Annotated in this window: 24 protein-coding genes; all 24 read right to left on the bottom strand. The window is 53.3% G+C overall.

Translation table 11 applies throughout. The annotated features are described in order from the left end of the window. Entirely contained in the window at positions 1–1,068 is a 1,068-nt protein-coding gene (locus tag A6U95_RS14110) for a hypothetical protein (RefSeq protein WP_065684912.1), read from the bottom strand. A 4-nt stretch (positions 1,069–1,072) separates the two neighbouring features. Beyond that, the gene (locus A6U95_RS14105) at positions 1,073–2,332 is read right to left on the bottom strand and encodes a hypothetical protein (RefSeq protein WP_059202141.1); all 1,260 of its coding nucleotides are present in this window, start codon (positions 2,330–2,332) and stop codon (positions 1,073–1,075) included. 91 nt (positions 2,333–2,423) lie between these two features. Next, positions 2,424–3,098 carry a plasmid IncI1-type surface exclusion protein ExcA gene (excA, locus tag A6U95_RS14100; RefSeq protein ID WP_059202140.1) on the bottom strand — a complete coding sequence of 225 codons (675 nt, stop codon included), beginning with the start codon at positions 3,096–3,098 and terminating at the stop codon, positions 2,424–2,426. 18 nt (positions 3,099–3,116) lie between these two features. Next, positions 3,117–3,404 carry a type II toxin-antitoxin system RelE/ParE family toxin gene (locus A6U95_RS14095; protein WP_059202139.1) on the bottom strand — a complete coding sequence of 96 codons (288 nt, stop codon included), beginning with the start codon at positions 3,402–3,404 and terminating at the stop codon, positions 3,117–3,119. Next, positions 3,401–3,652: a type II toxin-antitoxin system Phd/YefM family antitoxin gene (locus A6U95_RS14090; protein WP_059202138.1), complete on the bottom strand. Its 252-nt coding sequence runs from the start codon at positions 3,650–3,652 to the stop codon at positions 3,401–3,403. Before A6U95_RS14090 ends, A6U95_RS14095 begins: the two co-directional genes overlap by 4 nt. A gap of 106 nt (positions 3,653–3,758) precedes the next feature. Beyond that, positions 3,759–5,906 (bottom strand): DotA/TraY family protein, encoded by a 2,148-nt coding sequence (locus tag A6U95_RS14085; protein ID WP_059202137.1) that lies wholly within the window; start codon positions 5,904–5,906, stop codon positions 3,759–3,761. A gap of 67 nt (positions 5,907–5,973) precedes the next feature. Further along, the gene (traX, locus tag A6U95_RS14080) at positions 5,974–6,483 is read right to left on the bottom strand and encodes a conjugal transfer protein TraX (protein WP_059202136.1); all 510 of its coding nucleotides are present in this window, start codon (positions 6,481–6,483) and stop codon (positions 5,974–5,976) included. Beyond that, a complete protein-coding gene (traW, locus tag A6U95_RS14075; protein ID WP_059202135.1) occupies positions 6,483–7,676 on the bottom strand; it encodes a conjugal transfer protein TraW in 1,194 nt (397 codons plus the stop codon). Before traW ends, traX begins: the two co-directional genes overlap by 1 nt. A gap of 14 nt (positions 7,677–7,690) precedes the next feature. After that, positions 7,691–10,768: a conjugal transfer protein gene (locus A6U95_RS14070; protein ID WP_059202134.1), complete on the bottom strand. Its 3,078-nt coding sequence runs from the start codon at positions 10,766–10,768 to the stop codon at positions 7,691–7,693. Between the two features lie 25 nt (positions 10,769–10,793). Further along, complete coding sequence (locus A6U95_RS14065; protein WP_059202133.1) at positions 10,794–11,738, bottom strand: hypothetical protein; 945 nt, start codon at positions 11,736–11,738, stop codon at positions 10,794–10,796. Between the two features lie 63 nt (positions 11,739–11,801). Next, positions 11,802–12,185, bottom strand: a complete 384-nt coding sequence (locus A6U95_RS14060) for a DUF6750 family protein (protein ID WP_059202132.1) — start codon at positions 12,183–12,185, stop codon at positions 11,802–11,804. 24 nt (positions 12,186–12,209) lie between these two features. Then, a complete protein-coding gene (traQ, locus tag A6U95_RS14055) occupies positions 12,210–12,737 on the bottom strand; it encodes a conjugal transfer protein TraQ (RefSeq protein ID WP_065684911.1) in 528 nt (175 codons plus the stop codon). Between the two features lie 3 nt (positions 12,738–12,740). Next, positions 12,741–13,535 (bottom strand): hypothetical protein, encoded by a 795-nt coding sequence (locus A6U95_RS14050; protein WP_059202131.1) that lies wholly within the window; start codon positions 13,533–13,535, stop codon positions 12,741–12,743. Between the two features lie 11 nt (positions 13,536–13,546). Next, a complete protein-coding gene (traO, locus tag A6U95_RS14045) occupies positions 13,547–14,809 on the bottom strand; it encodes a conjugal transfer protein TraO (RefSeq protein ID WP_059202130.1) in 1,263 nt (420 codons plus the stop codon). A 2-nt stretch (positions 14,810–14,811) separates the two neighbouring features. Beyond that, positions 14,812–15,834 (bottom strand): DotH/IcmK family type IV secretion protein, encoded by a 1,023-nt coding sequence (locus A6U95_RS14040; RefSeq protein ID WP_065684910.1) that lies wholly within the window; start codon positions 15,832–15,834, stop codon positions 14,812–14,814. Between the two features lie 17 nt (positions 15,835–15,851). Further along, positions 15,852–16,571, bottom strand: coding sequence for a DotI/IcmL/TraM family protein (locus A6U95_RS14035; RefSeq protein WP_059202129.1), 720 nt, complete (start codon positions 16,569–16,571; stop codon positions 15,852–15,854). 13 nt (positions 16,572–16,584) lie between these two features. Then, positions 16,585–17,046, bottom strand: coding sequence for a hypothetical protein (locus tag A6U95_RS31345; protein WP_071926308.1), 462 nt, complete (start codon positions 17,044–17,046; stop codon positions 16,585–16,587). Positions 17,047–17,053: 7 nt separating this feature from the next. After that, entirely contained in the window at positions 17,054–20,305 is a 3,252-nt protein-coding gene (locus tag A6U95_RS14030; protein WP_059202128.1) for an LPD7 domain-containing protein, read from the bottom strand. A 15-nt stretch (positions 20,306–20,320) separates the two neighbouring features. Next, positions 20,321–20,581 carry an IcmT/TraK family protein gene (gene icmT, locus A6U95_RS14025; RefSeq protein WP_059202127.1) on the bottom strand — a complete coding sequence of 87 codons (261 nt, stop codon included), beginning with the start codon at positions 20,579–20,581 and terminating at the stop codon, positions 20,321–20,323. Further along, a complete protein-coding gene (traJ, locus tag A6U95_RS14020) occupies positions 20,578–21,735 on the bottom strand; it encodes a plasmid transfer ATPase TraJ (protein ID WP_059202126.1) in 1,158 nt (385 codons plus the stop codon). The genes icmT and traJ overlap by 4 nt, the downstream gene beginning before the upstream one ends. After that, positions 21,732–22,520 carry a type IV secretory system conjugative DNA transfer family protein gene (locus tag A6U95_RS14015; RefSeq protein ID WP_059202125.1) on the bottom strand — a complete coding sequence of 263 codons (789 nt, stop codon included), beginning with the start codon at positions 22,518–22,520 and terminating at the stop codon, positions 21,732–21,734. Before A6U95_RS14015 ends, traJ begins: the two co-directional genes overlap by 4 nt. Continuing rightward, positions 22,517–22,975, bottom strand: coding sequence for a DotD/TraH family lipoprotein (locus A6U95_RS14010; protein WP_059202205.1), 459 nt, complete (start codon positions 22,973–22,975; stop codon positions 22,517–22,519). The genes A6U95_RS14015 and A6U95_RS14010 overlap by 4 nt, the downstream gene beginning before the upstream one ends. 192 nt (positions 22,976–23,167) lie before the next feature. Next, the gene (locus tag A6U95_RS14005) at positions 23,168–24,280 is read right to left on the bottom strand and encodes an acyltransferase (RefSeq protein WP_059202124.1); all 1,113 of its coding nucleotides are present in this window, start codon (positions 24,278–24,280) and stop codon (positions 23,168–23,170) included. A gap of 34 nt (positions 24,281–24,314) precedes the next feature. Then, a partial coding sequence (gene pilV, locus A6U95_RS14000) for a shufflon system plasmid conjugative transfer pilus tip adhesin PilV (protein ID WP_241810657.1) occupies positions 24,315–25,527 on the bottom strand: 1,213 nt, incomplete at its 5' end.

Here is a 25,527-nt window from a genome sequence, read left to right as displayed (position 1 = left end):
TCATTGTGCGCTGTTCAGGAACACCTGCAGAGCGGTATCGCTGGTCATGGCCTGCAACGGGATCAGACGGCCGTCATCGCTGATAACCGTCGGTGTGCCCGGGAGTTTGTAAAGTTCAAACGCCAGGTCGTTACGGGCCAGGGCGTTCTGGCCAGCTTCGCAGGCTGAAGGTTCAGATTTTGCTTTCTTAGCCGGGTTCAGCATGCCGGCGCCAACGTCAAACAGGTCGCGCCACATGCCGGCACGCTTTTCCGCTGGCGAGCACAACAGCGGCACGACACGTTCTGCGGTTCGTGCTTTACCAATCAGCGTGACCGGGAAAATTTCAACGTTGTACTGTTCTGACAGAGCCTGAACGGTAGGTTCGAAAATGCGGCAGTTCTCGCACTCAGGATCCGCGAAGACGAACAGGGATCGCGGATGACCAGAAGAAAGGCTAACGGTAAATTCCTTTCTGGAGGCACCATTTTTCAGACGGGTTGCTAACATCCTGCGGGCCTCAGCCGCATCTTCTGGCGAAAGTGTGCTGCGTTGTGTCGGTGGTGTTATCTCTGCAGTGGAGGGATTAACTGGCGCTTCGATCGGGGCCGGAGTTAGTAGCGGAGGCAGCTGTCGTGTATTTGTTGCTGATTTGATCATGGAAGACAATTCGGCAGCCGCTTGCGGGGTCAGTTCTGGCGGGTGAGGGAGCGTGCTGAGCCATGAAGCCCACGCTACGGCAAATATCGCCACGGCAAATATCGCGCCGGCGTATTTCAGTCGGACAACGCCACGACGACGCAGGGGGGGGGGCTGGATTTCATTCATGGCCATGCGCTGTAGCGCGTCAGCCGTGATGTTCATGATGTTGTTGGCCAGCTCAGGGTCATCGGTTGAAAACAATCTGGCAAATACGTTACAGGGCTGGCGCATCCAGATGGTGTACTGCCCATTATCTTGCTCCAATGTCAGCAGATAGCGATCGGGTGAAGGACGATACAGGCTAAACAGGCTGTGACCATTAAGTCGCACCTGCAGGTGTTGGCCGTTAATTTCAATAGAGGTGTCGCAAGCTTTATGTTCTGACATGGGATTATCTCATTTTGGGGCGTAAGGAATTTACGTGGCGGTGGACATGTTGTTCAACTGCCGGGGTCGGTGGTGAAGACTCACCACTGTCTTCAGCGTCATCATCGTCCTCTAGTTCATCGAGAGAAGGTCGAGCTGCCGTCGGGGTGTCATCAACGACGGCGCCAATATTTCTCAGGTCGTGTTCCAGCCCGTCTAGGGCTAGCGTCAAAATGGGTTTACTCAGTCGTACCCGATAGCGTGCAGCCAGCTTCTCCCAGTGGGAATGACTGACCACGGCGGCGCCCTCAACGAACGGCCAGGGGCGACCGGTTGACGCCAAGGCATACCAGAGTGTTCTGTCCAGACCTTTCAGCCAGCGGTAGCGCCTGATGGGAAGATGAAGGTCGTTATCATGCAGCGCGGCAATGGCTGTCCGGGCATAGCGATACTGTTTGATCCAGGTCTGCGCGGCCGGTGATGCGATGACTTTCCGGAAAGCTGGATTTGCCAGAGAGAGGTTGGGGTAGCCAATTTTATTGCGATACCTGCGGTCTGACTTGAGCGTTGAACGGTTCAGCACGTCAAGCAACTGCTCAGCCTCAGACCGTTTATCAAGGAAATGCTGTAGGCCAAAGATGGTGAACATGGCGCGCTCATGGTCATTAAACTGCTCAAAGGCGTTATCCGCATCAGCGAATGGAGTGCCTAGTTGAGCGGTAAAGAGTGCCTCTGCCAGGTCGCGGCGGAGCCGGTTGTTTACAACCAGCTTATGCTCGATGGCGAATTCGTCCGGTGACTGGGCGCTGCGATGCTCCTCGGGATCGACGTTCAGCAACTGGTTTTTTTTATCGCCATAGGTCAGGGCTGGAATAATCGCTGGAGAAAAACTCGACATGATGCGCGGTAGTGAATGGATGGAGATATCGCGACGGGTCCGGCTGGCCTGGTGGCGCCGAACGGCAATGATGCCGACGATGGCCAATGGGATCAGGACGACCAGCAGTATGCCGGCGGTGACGTCCATCACAGCAAAGAATTCAGACCAGGTGACCGTCTCCGCGTTATTGTGAGTGGTGGCCAGCAGATTTATACGCCAGGTGGCATCAGCATGGAATCGGGGAAAGTCTGCCAGACTCCACATCCAGTAGAGCAGGGTTGTGATGTATTCAATGGTTATTTGCCGAAAGAAAAGGGCTGCGATGATCAGCGTGACAATCAGGCCGATAGCAGCCATTGTCCAGTCATTGCCTGAATGGACATCGTTGCGAATGGGTTGCGCCATGGGAAGCCTTTGGTATTTTGCAGAAGCAAAAGAAGAGGCACCCTGAAAAGGGTGCCCCGACGTCATAAGGTTGAGTTACTGCAGGATGAAATTAGTTGGGAGGTAGGATCAAGTTAAGACCATGTTCATCGGCAATGCGTTTAGCCTGGTGCTCTACATAACCGGGAACGTTGTTCTCATAAGTCCAGTCCTGGTTGCGCATGGCGTTGATTTTCTCATACAACTCGTTTGCTTTACCGGTCGAGATGCTAATAGATGGAAGCTCAGGTTTGCCTGTGTAGATCGTGAGCGTTTTGCCTTCCACCTCAATTGACTTCCAGTCGTGCATGCCAAATCCCATAACACGAACATCTTTAGGCACGAAAAAGTTAAAGATGGTGGTGTCTGGGTGATTAATATACAGTATCGTTCCATTTTTAGTATCGAGAGCCAGATAACTTAAACCGGTCCAACTTTTAGCTGTGTTGGACGGAGTTGCCTCGTTGAAATTTTTTTCACTAAAGTAAGAGGTAAACGCCTTGATGTTTTTTTTCTGTCTAGAAATTGTTGTCAGTATAAGAATGGCAGTTAAGGCTAAAGAAACCCAAATGAAAATACTAAGTGTAATGTCAGGCTGCTGGAAGCCATAGAACTTGGCATAGGCATATATAAAGGCAGCCAGGGCAATGTGAATTGGAAGGCCGAATATAAAATACATCCCTGAAAGCGTGCCCACAAAAGCTACTGGCCACTTCTTTGAATATGTATCTACATGTTTAACCGTCATATGAATCATCCTGATATTTTATTTGAGTCGTTTGCTGGCCTGGTTGTAAACTTCGCTATGTTCACGTTTCCCAACAGCAACGACAGCAATAATTAACTCATCATTAATGACCTGATAAACCAGCCTGAAGCCGGATGCACGGAGTTTAATCTTGTAGCAATCCGGCATGCCCCTCAGCTTAGCTGAGGGTATGTGCGGGTTCTCAGTACATTTCTTTAGTTTTTTAGCAAACTGCTGCTGAATGGAACGGTCGAGATTATTCCATTCCTTAAGCGCATCAGTTCTGAACTTTACTTTGTAGGTCATACATAGCGGTCCAGATTGACATCATGCAGTGTCTGCTCCGAACGCTCCTTGACCAGGTTTGCCAGCTCCTGATCATCAATATAATCGAGCATCTGTTCGTACAGTGCCGCAGGGATACAGTAGAACGCAGGCTGATTGCGGTTCAAAATGGCGACCGGATACCCCTCTCCAGAGTTGACTGTGGCCATTGGATTCGTTTTCAGCTCGGTGATGCTGGCAGTCATGGTGCTATGAATGATGTTAGGCATGTAGCTCTCCCCGTAAAAACCGTTTTATAGGTTAAACTTTACCACTTTAAAACCTATTAACAAGTCTTTTGTACGGTTATTGCCCGGTTTTTCTCGGGCAACAGGGTTATTTGAAGCCGTCAGAATTGCCCCCAGGCTTGTTTTGATCCATCCGTTTAATGCCCGGCGCATGGACAGCTTTACTGCCAAATCCAGCAAACATGTTCCGGGCCGACTCAACAGCACCCTTCATCATCTGTGCCGCCTCGCGTCCGCCCAACCACGCGATGACATAATCTGGCAGGTATACTTGTAAACTGAACGCTGAAGAGACTAGCGTGGTACAAATTCGAGCGTAAATCATCAATATACCGATAATACTGGTTAGTCCGGTGATGGAGTCTGCTTGAATATTAGCCATTGCGGGCAAAATTAATATATTGAGCAATGTCCCGATAGCAACCACAACCAGGCTGGCAAAGAAAAAGCCAAAGACCATCAATGATGGGCGAATGGCGGCATCAATCAGGAATATATAACCATAATTAGCGCGGCTACCTTTGTCTTCCTCAGTACCTATATGTGTTGCCGACCACAATGTTCCTGCTGTCGTACCAATAAGAACGCTTCCTAGCCATGACGTACAAGAAGTGATCCAGTAAATCAAAGGTATGAATGGAAGAAAAATTGAAAGGGAAAATCCAATACTCAGTAGTATAAGCAGGATGAAGTAGACAATTGGGGCGATAGAGCCAATAACACTTTTTGCCAAATAGCCTGCACCTGATACAGCATTGACTATTTTTCCCACCCCGGTTCCATTCCCCCAGTCAACGAGCCCCTTTGCAATGGTAAATGCAGCGAAAGTCGATTGAGCCGCACCTAAGGTGTAATCGCCGATAGACTTCATTTTTAGAAGCGGGTTAACTTGACTGGAATTATTGGAGTTTTCACCATCCATAACTGAATGAACAATGAAATTTGCAAACTTTATCCCGTAAGAGTTATTAAGTATTTTCAGCAACGTTGAGTTAGCCGATTGTCCATCATCAATGTTGTCGTTGCCAGGCATGTTTACTGAACCCAACGGTGGAGTAAACGTTGAGTTTTTTTTCTGAGCCAATAGGGCTGTCTTAATTTCCTCCTGCAGCCGTCCAACGCCAACTTCACCAACACTGGAAGGTCCCGTGACGATAGGGCTCTGATTAGCAACACTATTTACTTTTTGATTCGCGGTGGCAAACGACTGATACCAGGCACCTAATGAGATCCAGCCGCTCTGCTTGAGATAGGTGGCCAATTCTCCCCGGATAGCCCCTTCATTGTTGACTGCAGAGGTTGCCGCGTTGATGGTGTCCTCGTATTGTCTGGCCGCCTGCTGGATTTGTGACTCAACGTCTGGGAGTTGGGACTGCCCACCATCCTGGTAGTTGAGCCAGGCGCTAACAAAGTTATCAGCACTGTTCGATAACGTGCTGTTAATCGTATTGAACGCGGTGTTCTGTGCATTCTCCAGAGGTCCAGAGTTGATAGGAACGCTGAACGAGAACCAGGAGGTATTGTCTGTGGTCTCCGGGAGTCTGGCGCTGCCGCAGATAGCGCTGCCGTTCGTTACCCGGACTTCTCTATTGTCAGTTGAACGCTGTACCGACATGGGGGGAGTACCGCTGCTACCGTTCTGATGCATTTGCGACTGTTCAGTGTTCAGCGCGGCCTTGCAGAGATACATATCGAAAATGCCGCGGGCCGCTGAGATAGTTTCGCCAGCGACCGGCTGCATAATCATTGACTGTCCTTCCATCACGGAGTCTGCGGCTTTATCAACCAGAAGGTTGGCACTGCCAATGCCCATGATGGAAGACATCCAGAGAAATGCCAGGTTGGCGATAGACCATCCGGAAGGCGTTGGAACCATGGCCATGAACCCGGCCAGAGAGGAAACGGGTGCCATCATCGTGGTGCCCCGTCCGAAAACCTTACCCCGGTTCCCAGTCAGTACGGTTGCCCGTAGCGTGATCCCCATAAACCAGATAAACGCGAGTCCAGCAATGATGCCATTGAACACACCATACAACTGGCCGATAAAGCTTACGTTCGCGGGCTGCAGCGGGTTATTTACCACATCACCGAAGACCATGATCAGCAGTTGACGGGACAGGTCGGTGTTACGGGTTGCCGCAGAGTTTATCGTGTCAAAATTGATGTTTTCAGCGAATGCCGGCAGCACCAGGCAGGCCAGCGCAAAGGCTGACGCCAGAAGAAGGTATCTTTTCATGGAGAGTTTTCCGTAGTACGGCTGAAGCGGCTCCCGGACGGGAGTCATCGAAGGGTGAAGCGACCTCTCAGCGCAGTTGCCAGCTGAAAATATCCCGTAGCCAGTGACCGGCAGCTTTCCATTCAGCAAATGTCCCGAGGTAGCGGGCCTGCAACTGCCACAGGTGGTACTGACTATTCAAGGCACGTGCAAACATCAGCCCGGCAAATCCGACCAGCATGAATGCCATGCTCATGACTCGGACTATCAGGGTACCCGAGACAGGGCCCTCAACCATCAGCGTTGCGAATGGCAGTAACACGATGAAGATCACCGCTACACCAAAGAGCATCAGCCAGATCCGTTTGGTGCTGAGATAACGTCGTATCAGTGTCTCGTGACTCATACCACTGATTCTAAGTGCCTCATCAAAGGACAGTATTTCATTAGAAGCCGTCTGTTTTTCCTGCTTCAGGCGGCGGGCCTGCTCTGCCAGTTTACTTCCTGAATATTTCATGGTCCGCAAGATGCGGGCCGTTTCTGACAGGGGAAGCAACACATTGGCGGCATACCAGGTGACTTTATAGATCTTTTTCATCAGCGGGTGGCTCCGGCTGCTGCCTGCTGCAGTTTCTGCGCGAGGCGGGGTTCATAGTACTGGGCGCTACTGAGGCTCAACTGCTGGCCAGACAGAATGGCATTCTCCTGCAACTGCTGTTTGATACCCAACAACAGGGCATTTTGCAGACTCTGTACACGAATGGATTCGCGCATCAGGTTGTCGCCATCCATCTCCTGTAGGTCGGTCAGATAGTCGGTATTGGCATATCGTCGATTGACTTCAAACGATTCGAATTCACGCAGGGACATCGTGCCGGTGCGTTTAGCCTCTGCAGACGCGTTCTGGTCATACCATGCTTTACTGGATGGGGCTTGCAGGGTTTCGGCCAGCACGTCTTTAGTGGCTTCGTTGGGCTGGCTGGCTGCGACCATGGCCAGTTGAGGCTGTTCAGCTGCACTCTGAATGGCGTCATGTTCGGTCATCATGCCAATGTATTGAAGGCCACTGTCGGTCTTCACTTCCCCTTTTTTCAGGGCACGACCCACGCTGCGACGTGATGAGTTTTTCAGGTACATCATGGCTGCATCCGTCTGCTCCTGGGTGAATGTCAGATCCGGAACCTTATCTTCAGCGCCGGCGCCGCCCAACAGAGAGCGGATCTGTTTATCGCCCCCTGGCAAATCAGAGACGCCATTACACATGCTCCCCCAAGCATCGGCATCTTCTTGTGTGCAGTATTTTCGGTGAATGTCTGCCGTGGTGAACTGATCCTTTTCCGGGGCATCAGGTTTTGACGACAACGCTTTTTTAATGGAGCTGTTGCTGACGCCATCGCCCCTGGAGAGGCTGGCCTGTTTGGCACCTGCCTGGCGGGCTATCTGTGAAGCTTGCCCGGAGGCAGATTCACTGCAGATGGTTTCCGGTACCGTGTAGCTGCGGCGCGCCGTCTCCAGATTTTGCGCCTGCTGCGCATACGTGGTGTATTGCTGCATGTTCTCCGTGGACTGCTGGATCATAGCGGCAATCTTGTCGTTGCCGGAGCTGATAGCCCCGCCAATTTGTTGCCCTGTCGAGAGAATACTGCCCAGGGTGGCATTGGCCGTGCTCAACTGCGGTACGACCTCTGTAGTGATAGGAATACTGCTGTTAACATTCACTGTATAGGCTGAGGCCTGAAAGGCAGACAGCACCAGGCCGCCAATACAGGCGGTAAGGACAGATTTTCTCATGGGGAATTCCTGGGTCAGATTTGCAGGCCGCGTTCGGCAATGAGTTCGCTGGCCAGACGGTTGATGACGTTGCTGTGATCTGTTTCTTTTGCTTCTTTCTGGCGAAGATCAATCAGCCTTTCCGCGCTGCCGGTTGGGAAGGCCGCTGCCAGAATGCTGCGGGCGGTAGTCCCGTCGAGTCGGTCATACAGCTGATCGCGCAGTTGTGCATCTTTCGGGGTGGAGTTCAGCGCCCACAGCTCCTTTGGTCCGAGGGTGTTTTTCAGGATTTGTACCACCCGGCCAGTCTTCAGGCGGAAGCATGCTAGAAAGTGGGTCCCGCTACCGTCGGGAGAGGCCCCGGAGCCGATATGGCGGAAGGCCTGGGCCGTGTGCGCGGGCACGCCAAAGTGTTCCGTCAGAAGCGGTAAGTCTTCGTGGCTGATCTGCATCAGGTACATACTGTTAGCGGACTTCAGGATCTCTTGCGGGAAGTGATTTAAATACTGTGAGCTGAGTACGGTGCGGATAAAGAACTTACGGTTTTCAAGATCCTGAGTGACCAGCTTGTTCATGATGAAAGGGATGTCTTTCGCATTATGGAGCTCATCATAGATTTTGGTTTTTACCTCCTGCGCCAACTGTGTCAGGCGTTCGTGATGGAAAGGACGGTACATCTCAGGCAGATGCTCCATCAACTCATTACGGTACTGTGGGAGTTCGTAATGACCGGCTGCCAATTGACCCGCGTACAGGTACATTAGGCCAGTTTTCACCTGACCTGAACGGGTTTTTCCGCCGACAACGTTGTTCAGGTCAATGGCAATTACCCGGGTATCCGAATTGAGCTCGAAAACCGTCCGGCTGGCCAGCATTTTGTAAGTACCTAGGGCATCAGACAGGCAGCGACCGATATAGGACAGAAGTGTTTCACCACTGCCGTCGCGGGTGATGGAATCGAACTGCATGCGCACATCTGCATCATTGAGGTAAACCTGCAGATCGCTCAGTTCCGGCATTGCCTGGTAATGTGCCCGGGTGGCCGCTTTTATCTCGCCCTTGGCGAACAGCATGTCCCGGACCTCATACCACGTGGCTTTTTTCCACCAATGCTCATCAAATTTATGATTTAGACCTGTTTTTTCCAGCGCGGCATCAACGTCAGGTTCAAGTGTTGGCGCGTAGCGGATGGGGTCCTTATCCGCATTGTTCTCATATGCGGTATCGATGATTTTGCTCAGGATCTGCCGACAGTCCTGGGCGTTTGGGGGAATGCCGGATTCCGGATTCACACAGAGTGTTTCGCAGATATTAACCAGATATTCCTTCTCTGGAGACAGTGGGTATTTCATCCCCAACTGAACGTCGAAAGGGTTTTTGCAGTGATTACGGCTATTTTCCAGCACTAGGCCAACCGCCTCATGTTTACGTTCTGGTGGCAGAGCGTCCTGGATAAGCCGGATTACCCCCAGTGCGGAAAACCCCTTGTCCACGTAGGACAAGAACGGAAGGCTGTTCTGGCCGGAAAACAGGATCGCTTCGCTGAGTGCGCCAAGCGCGACTGATTTACCGGTACCCGGTTCACCAGCAACGATTTCGGTGAATTTTGTCTGCAGCGTACTGGCCAGTTTCACAGGGAAAATTTTGCCGTCCGGTGTGGAAAACACGATGCTGGCATCATCCGCCCAGGGCGTATTAGGACGCTGCAGGGGCAGCAGGGCGAGCGCCGCAGATAACGGTGGGAACATCATCGACGGAATACTGAGGGCGTTGGCGCCGGCCAGAGTGGCCACCCAGGCACCCAATGGGTCACCGAATGTACTGGTGACCTCACAGACTCCCCAGGACTGAAGACCTTTCTGTAGCAACGTACGGTTTCGTTTGGTCGTTTCCTTTGTCCGTCCCCATGTGCTGGCGCAGATGGTCATGGCACAGACCGGATCGCTTTTACTAGCCTCCTCAAGCCATTGAACGGAGTTATATACCGGACGGAGCGGAGGAAGCAGTGCGGCCATACTCAGGACGACCTTTTTCCCTCCCAGGATTTTCAGACCGTTTGGCATCAGGTCCATCCGGATGCGCCAGGGGAGGTGACGACTCATTTTACTGAACAGCTCGCTGAAGGTTTCGGGATGCTGTGGCCCCAAAGACAGCGCCAGGGTTGCGTGCCAGTATCCATCGAGACGTACGAAGTTACCCTCCACTTTTGGCTCACTGTTGAAGAGTTGGTAGCGAAGGTGCGGTGCCAGGAGCGTGGAGTGGTCATATCCCTTTGGCACGCCATGTGGCCAGGTGACATCACCAGGCAAGAAAGGGCGCCAGTCAGGGGAGGTACTTTCACGCTCTACCTCTTCACGGAGATCCAGCCCGAATTCGCGGGCATCCATCAGGCGAATACGTGTTCCGAAGTCACCCTGACAAAACTGGCTTTCCAGCGTGGTGACGAAGGTATCGTGACGGATCTTCAGTCCTTCCAGTTCGTGGAACAGTGGGTTCTGCCCGTATCGCGCGCCTGGGGCAGACTTCATCACGGCTTCACGCCGCTTTTCTTCATCACGGATTTCGGAGGAAGAGATCGCTTCACGCGCGGTATATACCACCAGGAAAGCGCGCTCACGGGCTACAAAGGGCGCCATTTTTTCAATGCGCTCGTCAAGGATATCCGACAGGTCGAGGCCCATACGTTTAAGCCCTCGGTACTGGTGCGACAACAGTTTACGCAGCTCTTCCTCGGCTTTATCTGGATCACGCTCAAAGACAAAACTGAGTTTATGGCCAACGTCCTGAAATTCGCTGGTCAGCAGCGTATGCAGCCGCTGGACATAGTTACTGAACAGGGCCTTGTCACGACGTTCTTCCTCGGTAATGGCCTGTTGTTCGTTGAACAGGCAGTAAGTTCCTTCAACTTCGAATACGCTGGCATAATGCCCTTCTTCGGTGACAAAAATATACGGTGAGGCCATTCTAGGGCGGCGCTTTATGTCGTCCTCAGTGAGGCCAATGACCGTCTGCAGATCGCAGTAGCGGGTAAAGTCATGCCCCAGTGCATAGCGGGAAGCATAAGCCAGCGCTTCTTCCACCCCTTTCATTGCGGACACTAACGGGTTCTTCATGGATGTTTCTCTCTCTGAGGGGCTGTCAGGCCAGACTGTGATACTGATTGAACAGGGCAAGCCAGGTGTTCGGGGTGAGCGCGGCCGGGCCGATATGCCGGGCAAGCAGGTCCGGGTTGGGAATGAGCGCAATGTGCCGCAGGCGTTGCTGCAGATCTTCCCGAAGCCTGACTGGCGCCTGCATCAGCGCCTGCCCAAATTCGCCAGGATGACTGGTTCCCCAAAATGATTCTGCTTCTTTGCGGTGTTCGGCCAGCCAGCGAAGCACAAGAGATGCCCCCTGTTTCTGGCGTTCATCCCCCTGCTGCCTCGCAATGACGACAGCTCTCAGCAGATGACTCAAATCGGCAGGGGCCAGCTCCGGCAGATACACCATGACTCCATCATTGGCTCCTAGTCGATTCAGATGACGACTGCAGGCGCAGACCGCACAGGCAACGCCGAGATTGTTTTCTGCCTGGTTTTCCGGATTGTTGTCCCGGAATATCAGCGAATTGTGCTTGCTCTGGTAGTGGCAGAAATCACAGCAGTCACCGGTCAGTTGCCGTGCTTGCCGACGCAGGGCCGGCGGGTAACCTGCCGATTCATGGCCCCATACCTGCTGCTCGATGCCGAAATTCTCCTGCCTGCGCGGCAGTGTCAGCCTAATAAACTCGACCTTCAATCTGCTCCAACGTCGGCAGGCCTTCAGTACTTGCTCCGTTAAGGATGATGACGGCTGGTTTTTCAGCAGGTCTGTGACGGGCTCCAGTGGGAGTAGTATCACATCACAGTCGTAGCCTGCTTCATGGCGGGTGATGCCACAGTGCCAGAGCTGGCTGGCCAGAGGGGTGAGTAGTTCACAGCAGGTGAGATTATCCGGTTCGTCCAGACGAATGACCGGGGCAGCCGCATCGGTTTCATAGTCGGGTAGACAGGGCTCCAGCATTACCGGATAAATCATGCTGGCGTTTTCCAGGCAGGTGTTCAAGGCCGGACTCCTTCTTACTGATGGAGCCCTCCCCGATACAAAAATACCGGGGAGGGTGATGGATTAACCTACGTCAACTGGGTTCAGCTTGATGGTGGTCTGGCCTTTCTTGATGAATTGGTCAATGGCGATCAGAATAAAACCGGCACCCATCGGGGTGAGGATCCAACCCCAGGTGATCTGCGGGTTTTTCTTTTTGGCCACCCAGAGACCTACACCAACCAGCACCAGACCGATACCGCCAAACTTAGCCAGTTTCAACAGGCTTTTCCCTGAGTTATCCGCACCGTCAGCCACGCTATCGAGCATGCCGAACATATCATCTGCAGCCCAAGCTGGCAGGGTGAATGTCCCTAGAATGGCGCTGAGTGTAGCGACAGCAGCAGCACGCGCTGCATGCAGAGACAGCCAGAGACGAACGGAAACGAACAGTGTGAAATTACGCATTATTACTACCTCTTTGTTGTTGAATTAATTCCAGGTGAGACCCAGTGTTTTTTGCAGTGCATTAAGTAGTTCGGGGTTACAGACCAAGAGAATGCCGGTGATGGCCATCACCAGGCCTGTAGAGACGTCTTCCCGGGCTGACAGGCCGGTGTGGCCGTCAACCAGGGAACGCCGGGCGCGAACCACACCCATGTAGAAAAACAACACGCCGACCGCACGCAGCAGCGTGAGAACGGCATCAATGGCCAGCTTGGCTTGCCCCATGGAGTCAGGGGCATAGGCAATGGCATCAAAGGAAACATCCCCGAAGTTCAGGGTATGTGCGGCTTTGTTCATCATTTGCTGCAGGGCAATCAGGGCGCCGCCTAAGCAGACCGAAACCAGCGCTTTCATCACGCTGGCCGGTTTGCCACTGCGTGACTGGCGGGCCACAGAGACAAGCGTGGCGATACAACCGGCGAGACCAAACATAAAGCCGAGCGCCAGAATGAGACGGATCCCGCTGCTCTTCAGGTTGTCCGCCACGTGAACCAGGATCTGAATGGCGTCCATTTACTAGTCCTCTTGTCGGATGTTGCCTTTATCTGTCACCACAACCCGGCGTTGGATATCGATGCTGCGGATAGTCAGCCCTTGCAGGACGTCTCCGGGGCGAACGGACCAGGTGCTGCCGCTATGAGTTATCCAGGCCATACCGGGGTAGAGAGTGTGAACGCGCCAACCTTTCACACTGCCTGTGGAACGGGCGACTGCGGTGCTTTGATCCGTGCGTTTTACCCGGTGCGGCGTGGTGGTAGCTTTCGCTGACCGTGTTGCAGTTGCTGTGCTGGTGAGGGGGGCTCGCTGTTGCTGTGATCGAAGCTGATCTTCCAGTAATGCCAGTCGCCGTTCTGCATTGCTCAGGCGCCCGTTCAGTGTCGTAATCGCTTCCCGATTGGCGACGCCGTATTGCCGGATTTCATCGGTCTCCTTTTCCGTTACTGCTGGCGGCATGGTGTCAGCCGTGTCCATCTGTGAAGGTGGATCCGTGTCCGTCACTTCAGGCGTGGGCGGTGTGAAAGGCGGCTCTGCATGATTCAGCGGTGCCTGCTGAACGGTATTATCGGGAATAAATGCCTGTGGTGGTGGGGAGTCTGGCCACACGGCATAAACGGTCAGGGCAATTAGCGCGGTGCCAGCAATAAGCAAGGTACTCAGGTCATACCCCATAATCTGACGCTTGCGGGGCGTTTCCTCCACCGCCGGTGGAAGCGAAACCATGCCCTCTGTGTCGGCGTCTTCTGCCGGACCCACTTTGGGTAGCACCGAGTCCTCCAGTTCAAGGTCAGAGTCAAAATATTCATCTTTCATGGCGTTTCTCTTCAGGGATGAGAGGCAGGGGTAAAGGTGCCAGCAGGTTGTAGCCGTACACCTGTCGGTGCGCTGTCCGTCGGTGTGTTGGTTTCCTTATCACTCTCTTTCACCGCAGACATAAAGATCACGGCGATACTCTGGCCGCGATTAACGAGGACCTGTTTAACGGGGAGTTTTTGGGCATCGCTGGCGATGACCTGGCCTGCCTGTTGCGCAGCGCCACCGAGTACGGTACCAGCCACTGCTTTACCATCAGGCATGCCAACGCGGCCTTCAAGGGTATTGAACCCGTTACTCATGATCTGAGTGTTAGCACTGGCATACAGTTGGCCCCCCAGTCCAAGGCCGTTGGCCAGCGCGGGCAGTAGAATACGTGTCGCGTATCGATTACTGACCTCGGACGCGACAGAAGACTGCAGAGTATCCGGCATCGCTGCCCAAGCATTGATACGCCAGGTATCATTGTTCCAGCTCATGCTAGTGAAATTGATAGAAACGCCATCGCCGGCGAGTTGCACGCCATTGGCCGTGAGCGTCGCGCCGGCATAGGGACCTGCTGGAATGTGCGCCAACACCTGGGACCTGGTGTTATCCGAATCAATGGCCGTATCAATCATGGCTCCAGGGCGGCTGCCGATCGGGATAACTACGCGGTTGGTACTTCCGGGCTGAGGCCCTGACGAACCGTTCCTGACACTCACTGGTGTCAGGCTTTCTGTCCATCCAGAATAGGGATTGCTCTGTGCACCACCAAGGGCGTTGCCGCCAGTCTGTGCACTGGTTGCCCCAGCAGCACTGGCCAACTGTCCGGATGGTGCGCGGCGCTGGGCGACCAACTCCTTAATCAGGGCCTCTAGCGCTTTTTTCTTATCGGGATCAACGATGGCGTCCCTGGAAATCGGTGGCGGTGCATATTGCTGAACCTGTATGGGCTGCGGGTCCGGTAGCGGGGCTGGCTCCCGTGATATCGGAGGAACTTGCCTCACGGTGCCGGATTCCACCGAGGAGATGAAGCTGCCATTTGTGGCTTGGGCCTGTTGGGCGCCATCCGCATTATTTTCGCGGAGGATTTTCCGGTACTGCGCACTTTCTGGGGCCGTTTTACCGGAGCCTCCCGCCGCTTTGTCCACGTTGATCCGGGACGCTGCCGGTGGGGGAGCACTCACCCAGGAGACCAGAAGAAAGCCGCCGGCGATCACACTGAAGATGACCGTGGCGACAATAATGACGGTTTTTTTCACGTCCCGGCTGACGTCTTTTTCGGCGGACATAGTTACTCCAGAGAAATGGACAAATACACGGTTTTACCGGCGTTTGAGAACGCCACTTCCGGGGTCAGGGGGAGCTTATAAAGCCAGGTTCCATCTCCGGAGGACTGTGTAAGTTCGAATTCATCACGGATCTCGCTGCGGGTGCGGATATACAGGTCGTCGCCCATCTGCCAGACCTGCGTGTAAGGCAGTGTGCCTTGAGTTTTCAGACGACGGGCTTCTTTGGGTGGTACACCATCGAGGAACGCCTGCAGTGTGGCATCGTTGAGGCCGATTTTTGCTTGCCCTGACGGCATGCGCTTCGCCTGAGGGCCCTGTTGCGGAATGCGCAGATCCAGTCGGCCGTCGACGATACGGGACTTTGATTTATCCGAGGCCTCACCGCTATTCACGTCAACGATGACGGGAACGGGCAGACCTTTCAGGTACACGGTAATGTTGCCCCGGTCATACTGCCGCTGGGCCTGAACAGTCATCACGCTGCTGTCCGGGATGTAGTTCACCACAAAGCCCTCTGAGTTCCCGTTATACGGTGGTGCAGCGAGTGGCCATGGTGCGCCGGTGTTATCGGTGAACATCACGGAACTGGCCTGGGAGGTGGTGGTCCGTAATACAGGAAGCGAGGCCCCCGGGGACAGGTTGACGGTAAGAGAAGAAATACGCGGTACCACATCTGCAGACTGCCATGCACGTCCCCTGCTGGCGCCATCCATCGCCTCGCCCAGCATTTCTACCCCCTGCTGGCTGCCTAACGGATTGACCTGACTCATGGCCCACGCCTGTTCTGCTGTCGGCGGTGCCGGTGGCGCGTACTGACGAAGTGGGGCGGTAATATCGTTCTGTGGAGGAGTAGCCGCCACAGGTTGTCCCTCCGGGGCGGGTTGTGCCTGAGTGGGGGTTGGTGACGGCGCTGCAGGCAAATTAGTGGTGGGTGAGGTTCCGGAACGTGCCGGCACCCATTCTGCTGCCAGTGCGGACGTGGCCGAAAGCAGCAGAGCTACTGCTGTAAGAGTTCGTTTATTCATGGGAATACCTGAGAGTGTTAACGGGCGTCGCGTGTGACAATGGAAGCCGCTTCAATACCTTCCGGTTTTACGCTGACGTCAGTTCGCTGGATGCGGACGGTGAAAATAAAGGTCTGTGGCGGAAGACTGCGGGTCTGACCATCCAGGCTCAGGGTGACCGGATACTGCACGTCCCACATGTAAGGACCATTTGAACCCTCCCGGCCACGGCGATAAATCATGCCCTTACGGGTGATATTTGCTGACATCAGCATTTTTTCTTTCACAACCTTGTCGAACAGATTTGAACCGGTCAGTGCCGCGTAGTAACTGGAAAATCCGGCTTCTGAGAATTTCTGCTGCTGTTGACTTATCTGGACGCGGTAGTTTTTGAAATCAAGCTGGAAAGCGCTTCGGATAAGTTTGTCTCCGAAATCCACGATGTCATCATCCGTGTAGGCTGGTTCCGACGTCGGATACTGCGCCAGCACACTGCCCTTGTACGTGGCGAAGTATTTTGTGGGGGGGTGAGCAACTTGCCACCCCAGCCAAGCCGTCAGCGGTAGCTGAAGCAGGCTGACTGTTGATGCGATAAGGGCAACTTTCAACGTTCTCCGGGCAAAGTCAGCATCGAGCATGCGCTCTTTCTGAAGTTGCAGGGTTGCCATGAAGGGCCCCATACGTTTTTCAAGCTCAGCGTTTTCTTCAGCTGTGGCCGAAGAGGCCTCCCGTGGGGAGACTGAATTTTGTTTCTTCACTGGATAGTTTCCGTCAGTTCAGGGAGATGAAAGAGGAACTTCCGCCACTGGTGCCTGAGGCCACCGGTGCTGTCACCTGCATGACCGGCTGAGAGCGGGGGGATGGAACACTTACGCCGTAAGATGAGAGTCCGGCCGTCGACGGTAAATCTCCCCAGGGGTCGATAGTGGATGGGACATAATCATTAATTTTGTCCCGGGCAGCTTTACAAATTTTCTGGCCAATCTGATTCATTATATCGGCCAGGTTTGGGAAGGTCGGGGCGGTGATGGTGGTGGAGATATTCCCTAGACAGTCTCCTAGTGACGCAGACACGTTGTTCTGACGTTGTGACCAGGCTTCTGCCGCTTCTTTTGCCCGGTTGTAGCCGGCTTGACTGCCAGCCTGTGCGGCGGTACCCGCCCGGCATGATGCGGCATCAGCTGCAGGCAGACACGCCAGAAATAGGAGGGTGGAGCAAAGTATACGACGCATGATGACCTCACATCGGTTGTGGTTGAGCCGGTTTAACCTGCGCACGAGGTGCCTGAACGGGTTCCTCAGCTTTCGGCGGTGTATATGCCTGAGAGAAGCCCAGTTTGCTGTGCAAGGCCGGCGGGATCTTTTCCGGGGAAACTAGAGGAACGGCAAATTTTGGGGCATCCGCTCCCTTCATCTGGAAGGCAAACGTGTCGTAGCTGGGGATACCATTTTTCAACGAATTCACTGCAGAGGCGTGACCGATAAGCTGCGGTGAGCCGTTGTCCTGAACAGCGTTCAGGGCAAGGAAGGTATGGCCGTTATCCCCGGTGCAAATCCGGGCCAACACGTTGTGCAGTTGTCCTTCATGACGGACAACACCCTGCAGATAGTCACCGTGTCCTTTGGCCAGATGCGCCAGCATTTCACCGTCAGCGGTCAGTGCCTGCATCACCACCGAGCCTGCGGCTTTTGAGTGTTCCGGCACTGGCGCGTCTGCCGGCGGTGTTTCAGGTGCGACATGTCCTTTGCCATCAGGTCCGGTGTACAGCAGACCGTGGCCAATGGCTTTCGGTACCGAGACGGACAGTTGTGCAGACTGAACGATCTGCTGCTGCAACTGCCAGAAGACGTTGCCGTCATAGGCGGACAACGCGGCCGGCGCAACGGCGTTTTTGTCCGCGACCAGCAGGCGGTTGTCTGCCGCCGGTGTGACTGCCCAGTGGTTTCGGTGCGTTTCGAGTCGTTCATAACGGGTAACTGTTCCGTCGTCGTTGGCGACCGGGACGTTGATGGTGATCGGTTTCTTGCCGAGGTACTGTAGTTTCACCATATCGCCTGCCTGCTTACCGCTGTCCTTAAGAGCCTGCTCCAGTTCGACACCCCAGAAGGTTTTATTGCCGGTTTTGGTACGCAGTTGCAGATAAAAACTGTCGGTGTTGTTTTTATCGAACTGGTACGGTGCCTTACCTGCATCGAGCAGCTTACCGGTGAGACCGGTTCGCAGGCTCTCTCTTTCAGGAATGCTGAGCTCTGGTGCTGCCGGATGAACGGCTGCTCCGCTATTTACTGGTGCCTCCATCGGGGAGACTACGGGGCCCGAGCTTTGCGCCGGTATAGTGGCGTCAGGAGTGGGTGACTTTTCCCCTGGTGCGGGTTGCGTAGCCGTGGGCGCCGGACCTGCTGCGGTGTCTGCCGTGCCGATATTCAGTCCATTCTGTTGGGTTGCGTTCTCAGTCCGGGCCTTAAGCAGCGCTCCGAACTGTTCCCGCTGCTGCGGATTTTTCAGATGCACGTCAATGTTGTGATCGACAATCAACGTCAGGGTGCGTTGGATAAAGTCATCGCTACCGGTGATTTCCACGGCACCGCGCTGGTTCGCTTTTGCCGAGAGCAGAGCCGCCAGTATCATGCGATCGTTCTCACTGGCCTGTGGTGTGGCCATGACAATTCGATCGCCGTAATCCCGGAACGCATCCTCGCCATTAAGTGCATACACCCAGGTCTGCCCGTCCTGACGACTGGTCAGCCCCTGCAGCAGCTCATCCAGGTTAATTGGTGTGACGGAGGATTCCGGGGGGCTGACATCACCAGGTAGGCGGCCAAAAGTGAAATTAAAGCCATTTTCGGACTTTGTTCCAGGAGCCGGGTTTCCGGATGGTGCGGCAGAGTCAGAAGGTGCAGGGAGGGGCTGCGCTGGCTGCTGAACGGGGTCCGGTAATGGTGGAATGATCTCAGCCTGTGTGGTGCCGTTCTCTGGTTGCTGTGGTAATGGTGTTTGCTGTTCTGGCACTTCCTGGCCTGCTGACGGTGTGGGTTCAGCCAATGGCGAGATGACTTCTGCCTGTACGGTGTTGCTCTCTGGTAGTTGTTGCACCGGGATTTGCGGTTCCGAGAGGGGGGATGCAATCACCTCCGATACTGGCTTTTCCTCAGCCGGTATCGGGATGGGTTCCTGAGGCAGTATCGGTGCGGCGTCTGTGACGGTTTGAGTGACATTATTATCAGTCATGGCCACCGCGTTTGGTTGCCTGTCTGCTGGGGTGTCCTGCAGATGGTTCGTATCTGGCATGGTGTTTTCCTCTGAGAAGGTCTGACGCCAATGAGGGAGTAAAGGATCAAGTACTGGCGCCAACTGGTCGCGAACGGCATCGAGTCCACGGGAGGCATGAATATCGTTAAAATCACTGAATGAAGCCGTACCGGAAAAGGCCTGTGCCCGTTCACCGTCAGTGAACTGCGGGATGATGTACGTTCCGTCGATGGCCTTTGCTGCTTCCTGGGCCTTGTTCAGGCCCTTGTTATCACTTTTGGTGAAGTCATCCTCACCTAGGATGATGTGAGCCGCGTCGGGATACTGTTCCTTCAGTTTTCGTGACACTGTCACCATATTGCCGGCATCCACCGTCATCACGACGGGGATCCCGGTGGCCATATGAAGGCTTGCGGCTGTAGCGTAACCCTCGGCATAGAGGATGGGCTGACTCGCACTGAGTGATCCACCGACAACGAAAAAGTTACCGGTTTTCTCGGCGCCTTTTTTCAGGTTCTTGGTACCGTCAGGCTTGATGTACTGCAGGGTTCGTATGTCTCCACCGCTGTTACGCAGGGGAATGACCAGGTTGTCGTACTTATCCAGCCTGACCCCTTCTGTCGCCGGTACTCCCTTGCGGGAAAGGTAAGGGTGTGACGCCGGCGCGGGGGGCATTTTGCTCCACTGCTGTGTCAGCTTTTTGCCAATCTGCGTGAATTCCACCTGAGACTGCATTTCCCTGTCCCAGCGTTTCTGAGCAGCCAGCGCCCGCTGCTTAATTGCTTCTGCTGGGTCATAGGTATGTGAGCCGGTGGAGGTCCAGTTCACCTTGCCTTCACTTGCCCGGTGATCCTGGTACCAGCCCGCTGGTCGGCCATCCAGAAAGCCCTGATAGACACCCGAAGTGGCTCCTGGTTTATCATCTTCCGTAGCTACCCTGTGTCTTTTCCCATCCATTTCAGGCAGTTCGTTGCCGGGCAGAATGAAGCCCGCGTCCTTGAGCACCTGTGCGAATTCTTCTGCTGGCGTCAGATTATCGGTAATGGTCCGGTTAAGGTCCGTCACGGTATGTGCAGGCAACCAGGCTTTCACCTTCTCCAGGTCCGCGTCAGCCACTGCAAACCAGAGTTTTTCTGAACGATCATACTCAAGGGGGTATCCACCACTAGGAAGACGACCGGCTGCGCGGATCGCGTCCTTTTTGTTATCCCGTGTGATAGTCAGGTACGTGCGTTTCTGCATGGTTCTGTCCCTCTGTTATTCAAAGAATTTTTGATACCACCAAGGGCGCCCGGTCAGACGCTGGCCACGTATGCGGAAAACCAATCGTTGCCAGAGCACGGTGATGGTGAAGCCGAAGAATGAGAGAAGCCGAAAGAAGAGGATGATGCCGGTGATGATGTATAACGTGCTGGTCTCAGGCCACTGAAACCAGGCGGCATACAAGGCAAACAGCAGCACCGGAATACCGAAGATCTCCAGCCGCCGTCCGGCATCCCGCCATTCGCATATCTTCACATTGCGGTCCTCCTGTCGATTTCACGGGGACTGATAACGGTCAGCAGCTCTTTCCGGTCGATGCGACCAGACTGATAAAGACGCCAGGCCTTGTCAGCCATTCGTTCCCCGCGTTCGCTGAGATGGCGGTCAATCCAGTCACGCCACTGGGTGTAATCCAGCTGGCCAAGCGCCTCTTTAACTTCGTCGTCAAACACCAGATATTCCCTGATGGATTGGCGTTTACCGTCGGTCGTGCGCAGCAGCCGCTGGGCAATGACGTACTGCAGGTTACTGAGCAGGTTGTGGGCCATGGCCTCACGTTGCTCTACTGGAACGAGCATCAGGGCGCGGGGGATAGTCTCCCCAGGGGAATTGGTATGCATGGTGGACAGGCAGGCATGTCCGGATTGACCGTTCATGATGGCGCCGTTCAGCGTCTCAGGGTCACGAATCTCGCCGACCCCAATCACGCCCGGTGCACGACGCAGGGTAAGGCGGAGGTGTTCGGCGAATGAGGCCACGTCTCTGCCTATCTGCGACTGCTCTGGCATCAGTATCGCGTCGGGGAAGTTCAGAAGAAACTCGATCGGGTCTTCTGCAGTGACTATCTTGCGATCGGGGTCGTGCAATGCGCAGTACTGATAAATCGACGCCAGGATAGTGGATTTACCGGATCCTGTTTCCCCGACAACCAGGCCAAGACCTTTATGCGGCAGAAGGCAGGGGAATAAATCCTCTTCCAACCCCAAGTTTTCCAGCTGCGGGATAACCGTCGGGATGGTCCTGAGTGTCAGGGCCGGCACCATGTCATAGTCGCCGATAGTTGCCTGTACGAAGTTACAACGAAAGCGAAGACGTTCGCCGCGCTCAAGCCCGTAACGGTTGTACATGTCGCCCGTCAGCTGCAGTGCTCGGTCGACCCCTTTACCGGCTTTCAGGTCCCCTTTGATTTGCTCAGAGAACACTTCATCCATGAGGCGCGCCAACTGGGGCGGCTCGATACGAAACTCACTGCCCCTGACCTTTCGGCCGTGCAGATCTACCACCAGGGGGCCGCCCCCTTGAAGAAAGATGTCGGATACCCCGTGGCGTGCGCAGTGAACCAGGAATGTCCGCAAGCTGTCTCCATTTATCCCTCCATGCTTATGAAACTCAAAAGCCGGAAACGTCATTGTGCCCCCTTACGAATTGCTGGTTTCCATTGGTTTTTGTCCACCACAAAACTGGCCGGATCTTTAATGCGTTTCACTTTGTCACCGATCATCAGTTCATCACGTGTGCCGGTGACGCTCTGCTGGGTTTCTTTAACGTCTGGTGCTTGAATCATGCCTTGTTGTAACAGGGTGGAATAACGCAGCATGCCGGTGAAGTCGCGGGTCAGGCGGTTGAAGTTGGCTTCCAACGTGCGGTCGGCACTGAGGCGACCTTCTTCCCATCCTCGGCGTACGGCGTCTTCCCAGACAGTTTTTTCCTTGCTGTTTTTGGGTCGGACGCTGACGTCTGGCGCGTCGATCCGTCTGGCTGCGAGTCCTGGCAGAAGCCAAGTGCGCCATCCCGGTGGATTACTGACAAAGCGTGCCGGCACAAGAATGTTATAGGTGCGGTACGCTGACCGGATCTGATCTGGCGTCACGTGTGCCATGTCGCTCGCCGTGGCGATCACTGGCGGTAGATAACCCTGTTTGCTGATAAGCGGTCTGAAGTCGTACATGTTGTTCAGTACGCTGTCGCGGGCGGTTAGTATTTGACGAAGTTCCCAGGCGCGCTGGGCTTTACCTCCCTGAAATCCGACCGTCTGGCCCGCATCATTGAGCATTTGCCAGACGGTATCGCTGAGACCGTTGAAATCATTCACTGCCGGGTTAAGGTAGTCGGAAATATCCGTCGGTGGAGTGTCTTCGGCAAACGCAGGCAGGGCAATGCACAGCAGCAGGCCTGCAAGAAGCTGTCGTTTCATGCGAGGCGACCTCCTTTATCCGGCAGGGAGAAATACAGGTGCAGTTCCAGCGGTTGCTGTTTCAGGGTGGCACGCCAGCCAATCTGCGTTTCCAACTGGCGCAGCAGATTTTCGAACGTGATGTTATTGACGTGTACGCTGACTGGTAGCGGCAGGCGAACGCCGCTGTAAGCAAAATTAAGCCCGCGCTGGCGGGCGAGTTGGGCTAGCAGTTCAATGGCGTCACCCTCCCAGTCCAGTGAGAGGCGATCGCTATTCGCCGTGAAGCTATCTGGGAACCGGGCAGACTTCTGATTGAGTGCGCCGTTCAGGTAAAGTTGTTGTTGAGTACTGTAAATGCGTGAAGCATCGTCTGATACGGACAGTAACTGCTGTGGGCTAGTCGTGTGAGGTTGTTGTGCCTGACAACCGGACAGCAAAATAAATGCCAAACCGGCCAGATACGTGGTTTTCATCATAGATATTCCTGCAGTAATACGGCATTTAATGGAGGTTATTGCGTGAGTTAACAGATTTTGCGGAATAAAAAATAAATTCGGATAATTTTTTTCTCTGAAATTCTCTAGTTGTAGGTTTTTATTGTGAGGTTTATTGATATATATAAATCTGCATGTGATAAAAGAGGGCGTTGCGCCCCCTTTTATTATCTACACAGTCTCATGTCTTAGTGGTTTTTGTTTTCTCATACTCAAAGGTCTTTCAATAAACCTATACGACAAGTAGGCTAGGCCGATGGAGATAGCACAAGATACAACAAATCTCAGGATCCCATCATCAATAACACCCATTTTTTCCAATCGGCTTCCAATGCCGTTATTCATTAATGAATGAATTAAGTAGAGGGAAAATGAAATCTCACCCAAGGTAACTAGCGAGGTGGGTATATATTTGGCTATGATGCCGTCATTTAATACTATGGCTGCAAATAAAATAAAAAGATACCATCCAGACATCATTACGCCATGGCCGATCAATGACGAAAACAGCAGGCAATAACCAGTAAGCATTACTGATAAAATCAATATGGAAATACGGATTTTTATGCTTATGTTTTTTGTGTATGGGTAAACAAGACCAAAAGCAACACCCATTAAAAACGTTAATATTATCGGATTAGTAACCAAGTTTAACAATGGATGCCCAAACTGATAACCCGATACGCTTAGGGTCAACTGCTGGCCAGTTAAAAGAGGTGCCCCCACCAGGCTTAAAATAAAAACCCCAAACAACATCAACCATCTGTACTTGGTTATTAAGCAGAATGCCATTACCAAATAAAATATAACTTCATAATTAAGTGTCCAGCGTACACCGTAAAACCCATTATCCTCGATATAAAAAGGTGCATTATTATCGAACGTTGGGGTGAAGGTTAATGCGCTTATCAAGTTGCTTACCTTCTCTGGGTAGTGAAAAGTGCTCATGGCTCCAGATAGAAGGAAAGTAACCAACAAAATAAAGAAGTATGCAGGTAGAATTCTTCTTGCCCTTTTTTTCAGGAATGAAACAGCAGAACGAATACCAGGTTTTAGTTTACTGGCAGATAGTGTAATAACAAAGCCACTAATTATAAAAAACAGATCAACACCTATCGCACCCCAACCAAATAATTTATCACCAAGACCGGGGGATGCATTGTTTATGGCCCAGCGGAAATGGAATAGCATTACTGCTAGTGCTGCCAACCCCCTGAGGGCTTGGATGCTGTTAAATTTACTCGATGTCATGGCTATTATTTCATCAATTGCAAAGATCATCATTATATTATAATGATGACCTCTTGACTACGTGAATTCACTTTGAACAAATTGCAATAGATGTGAAGCAGGTTGTACGCCACTCATTATTTGGAGTAACTACAACCCAGCTATTCGAACTTACATCGGGAAAAGCCGCATCTGGAGAGTTAAGAATGTTTGAAACCGTCCAGCGGGATAATCTATATCCTCCGGATACTAACTTTGTTCCTGCCGGACAATATGCCCGCGATTCCTTAAGGTTCTCACATTGCTCTGCGCCAGTAACATTAAATGTATCTAGTGCCCCCAATGATTTCCAAATCCCATTTTGGCAAGAGAGGAGAACACCTTCAGATGTTCTGCCAACAAGTCCATTAGGACTACATCCCCACCCTGCATTTGCCGTACCATCAAGTTGCAAATATTCACCGACTGATGCCCGTCCGTCAGCACGAACGGTCCCGCCTTTGATTTGGCCACCGGTATAAATCCCCTTGTTGTTCACCGAACGGATCCAATCGTTATCTTCCATGTAGAACCCCCCGCCGTGGTCTTCATTGAGCCAACCTTTACCATGCTTGGTAATAAGCCAGCCGCTATTACTGCGGATATCCCCGTTAGCGGTGATCCACCCGCTGGACCAAACGCTGTCATTAGCAATTAACCGTTTACCGTTAACATCCTCACTAAAATTACCCGTTTTAGCGTTGATATTATTCGCATTATTCACGTCATTGGCGCCCATATCAATTGCAGTATGCATCTTGTTAAGGTCGGGACGGCCGTTAACTTTGAAACGATACAAGCGATCGCTTTCTTCTGCCCCACCGGCCAATACATCAGACGTCAGGTAGGCCACCAGGTGACCACTCTGCCCACTGAGCCCCAGACTCGACAGGTTGACTTGCCAGCCACCACCGGCACCGTTGGCAATATTGGCGGGATAGATATATCCCCCAAGGCCAGAGGTGTTCTGGGCGATATACCGCTGCCCCTTGAATGCAATGTCCTGACCGCCGGCTGTCAACACAAAGGCAACCAGTTTGTCGGTCTGCGTGGGATTGCGCGTCACGGCGAGGATATAGGTCTGGGTATTATTGTTGGTCAGGGAAAAACCCGGCGGTAAATACCCTTTATCCCGTAGGGTCTGCCCCGTTACCGTGACGTTACCGCCCCCTTTGACCTGGTTCAGTAACGTGTCGTAGTTATCTTTAACGTATCGGCGTGCACCCTGGCTCACCGTGCTCAGGTGTGTGGCAGTCACGACC

Source organism: Serratia sp. 14-2641 (assembly GCF_001692375.1).
Classification (GTDB): domain Bacteria; phylum Pseudomonadota; class Gammaproteobacteria; order Enterobacterales; family Enterobacteriaceae; genus Chania; species Chania fonticola_C.
This window is presented reverse-complemented; position numbering and strand designations above follow the sequence as displayed.

Coding starts and splice junctions, on each gene's coding strand:
- traJ (WP_059202126.1), bottom strand. CDS start 21,735: ATGACGTTTCCGGCTTTTGAGTTTCATAAGCATGGAGGGATAAATGGA.
- A6U95_RS14090 (WP_059202138.1), bottom strand. CDS start 3,652: ATGCCTAACATCATTCATAGCACCATGACTGCCAGCATCACCGAGCTG.
- A6U95_RS14060 (WP_059202132.1), bottom strand. CDS start 12,185: ATGCGTAATTTCACACTGTTCGTTTCCGTTCGTCTCTGGCTGTCTCTG.
- traW (WP_059202135.1), bottom strand. CDS start 7,676: ATGAGAAAATCTGTCCTTACCGCCTGTATTGGCGGCCTGGTGCTGTCT.
- A6U95_RS14070 (WP_059202134.1), bottom strand. CDS start 10,768: ATGAAGAACCCGTTAGTGTCCGCAATGAAAGGGGTGGAAGAAGCGCTG.
- A6U95_RS14105 (WP_059202141.1), bottom strand. CDS start 2,332: ATGGCGCAACCCATTCGCAACGATGTCCATTCAGGCAATGACTGGACA.
- A6U95_RS14040 (WP_065684910.1), bottom strand. CDS start 15,834: ATGAATAAACGAACTCTTACAGCAGTAGCTCTGCTGCTTTCGGCCACG.
- A6U95_RS14095 (WP_059202139.1), bottom strand. CDS start 3,404: ATGACCTACAAAGTAAAGTTCAGAACTGATGCGCTTAAGGAATGGAAT.
- A6U95_RS14110 (WP_065684912.1), bottom strand. CDS start 1,068: ATGTCAGAACATAAAGCTTGCGACACCTCTATTGAAATTAACGGCCAA.
- traQ (WP_065684911.1), bottom strand. CDS start 12,737: ATGGACGCCATTCAGATCCTGGTTCACGTGGCGGACAACCTGAAGAGC.
- traX (WP_059202136.1), bottom strand. CDS start 6,483: ATGAAAAAGATCTATAAAGTCACCTGGTATGCCGCCAATGTGTTGCTT.
- A6U95_RS14030 (WP_059202128.1), bottom strand. CDS start 20,305: ATGCAGAAACGCACGTACCTGACTATCACACGGGATAACAAAAAGGAC.
- A6U95_RS14010 (WP_059202205.1), bottom strand. CDS start 22,975: ATGAAAACCACGTATCTGGCCGGTTTGGCATTTATTTTGCTGTCCGGT.
- A6U95_RS31345 (WP_071926308.1), bottom strand. CDS start 17,046: ATGCGTCGTATACTTTGCTCCACCCTCCTATTTCTGGCGTGTCTGCCT.
- excA (WP_059202140.1), bottom strand. CDS start 3,098: ATGACGGTTAAACATGTAGATACATATTCAAAGAAGTGGCCAGTAGCT.
- A6U95_RS14005 (WP_059202124.1), bottom strand. CDS start 24,280: ATGATGATCTTTGCAATTGATGAAATAATAGCCATGACATCGAGTAAA.
- traO (WP_059202130.1), bottom strand. CDS start 14,809: ATGTCCGCCGAAAAAGACGTCAGCCGGGACGTGAAAAAAACCGTCATT.
- A6U95_RS14085 (WP_059202137.1), bottom strand. CDS start 5,906: ATGAAAAGATACCTTCTTCTGGCGTCAGCCTTTGCGCTGGCCTGCCTG.
- A6U95_RS14050 (WP_059202131.1), bottom strand. CDS start 13,535: ATGAAAGATGAATATTTTGACTCTGACCTTGAACTGGAGGACTCGGTG.
- A6U95_RS14015 (WP_059202125.1), bottom strand. CDS start 22,520: ATGAAACGACAGCTTCTTGCAGGCCTGCTGCTGTGCATTGCCCTGCCT.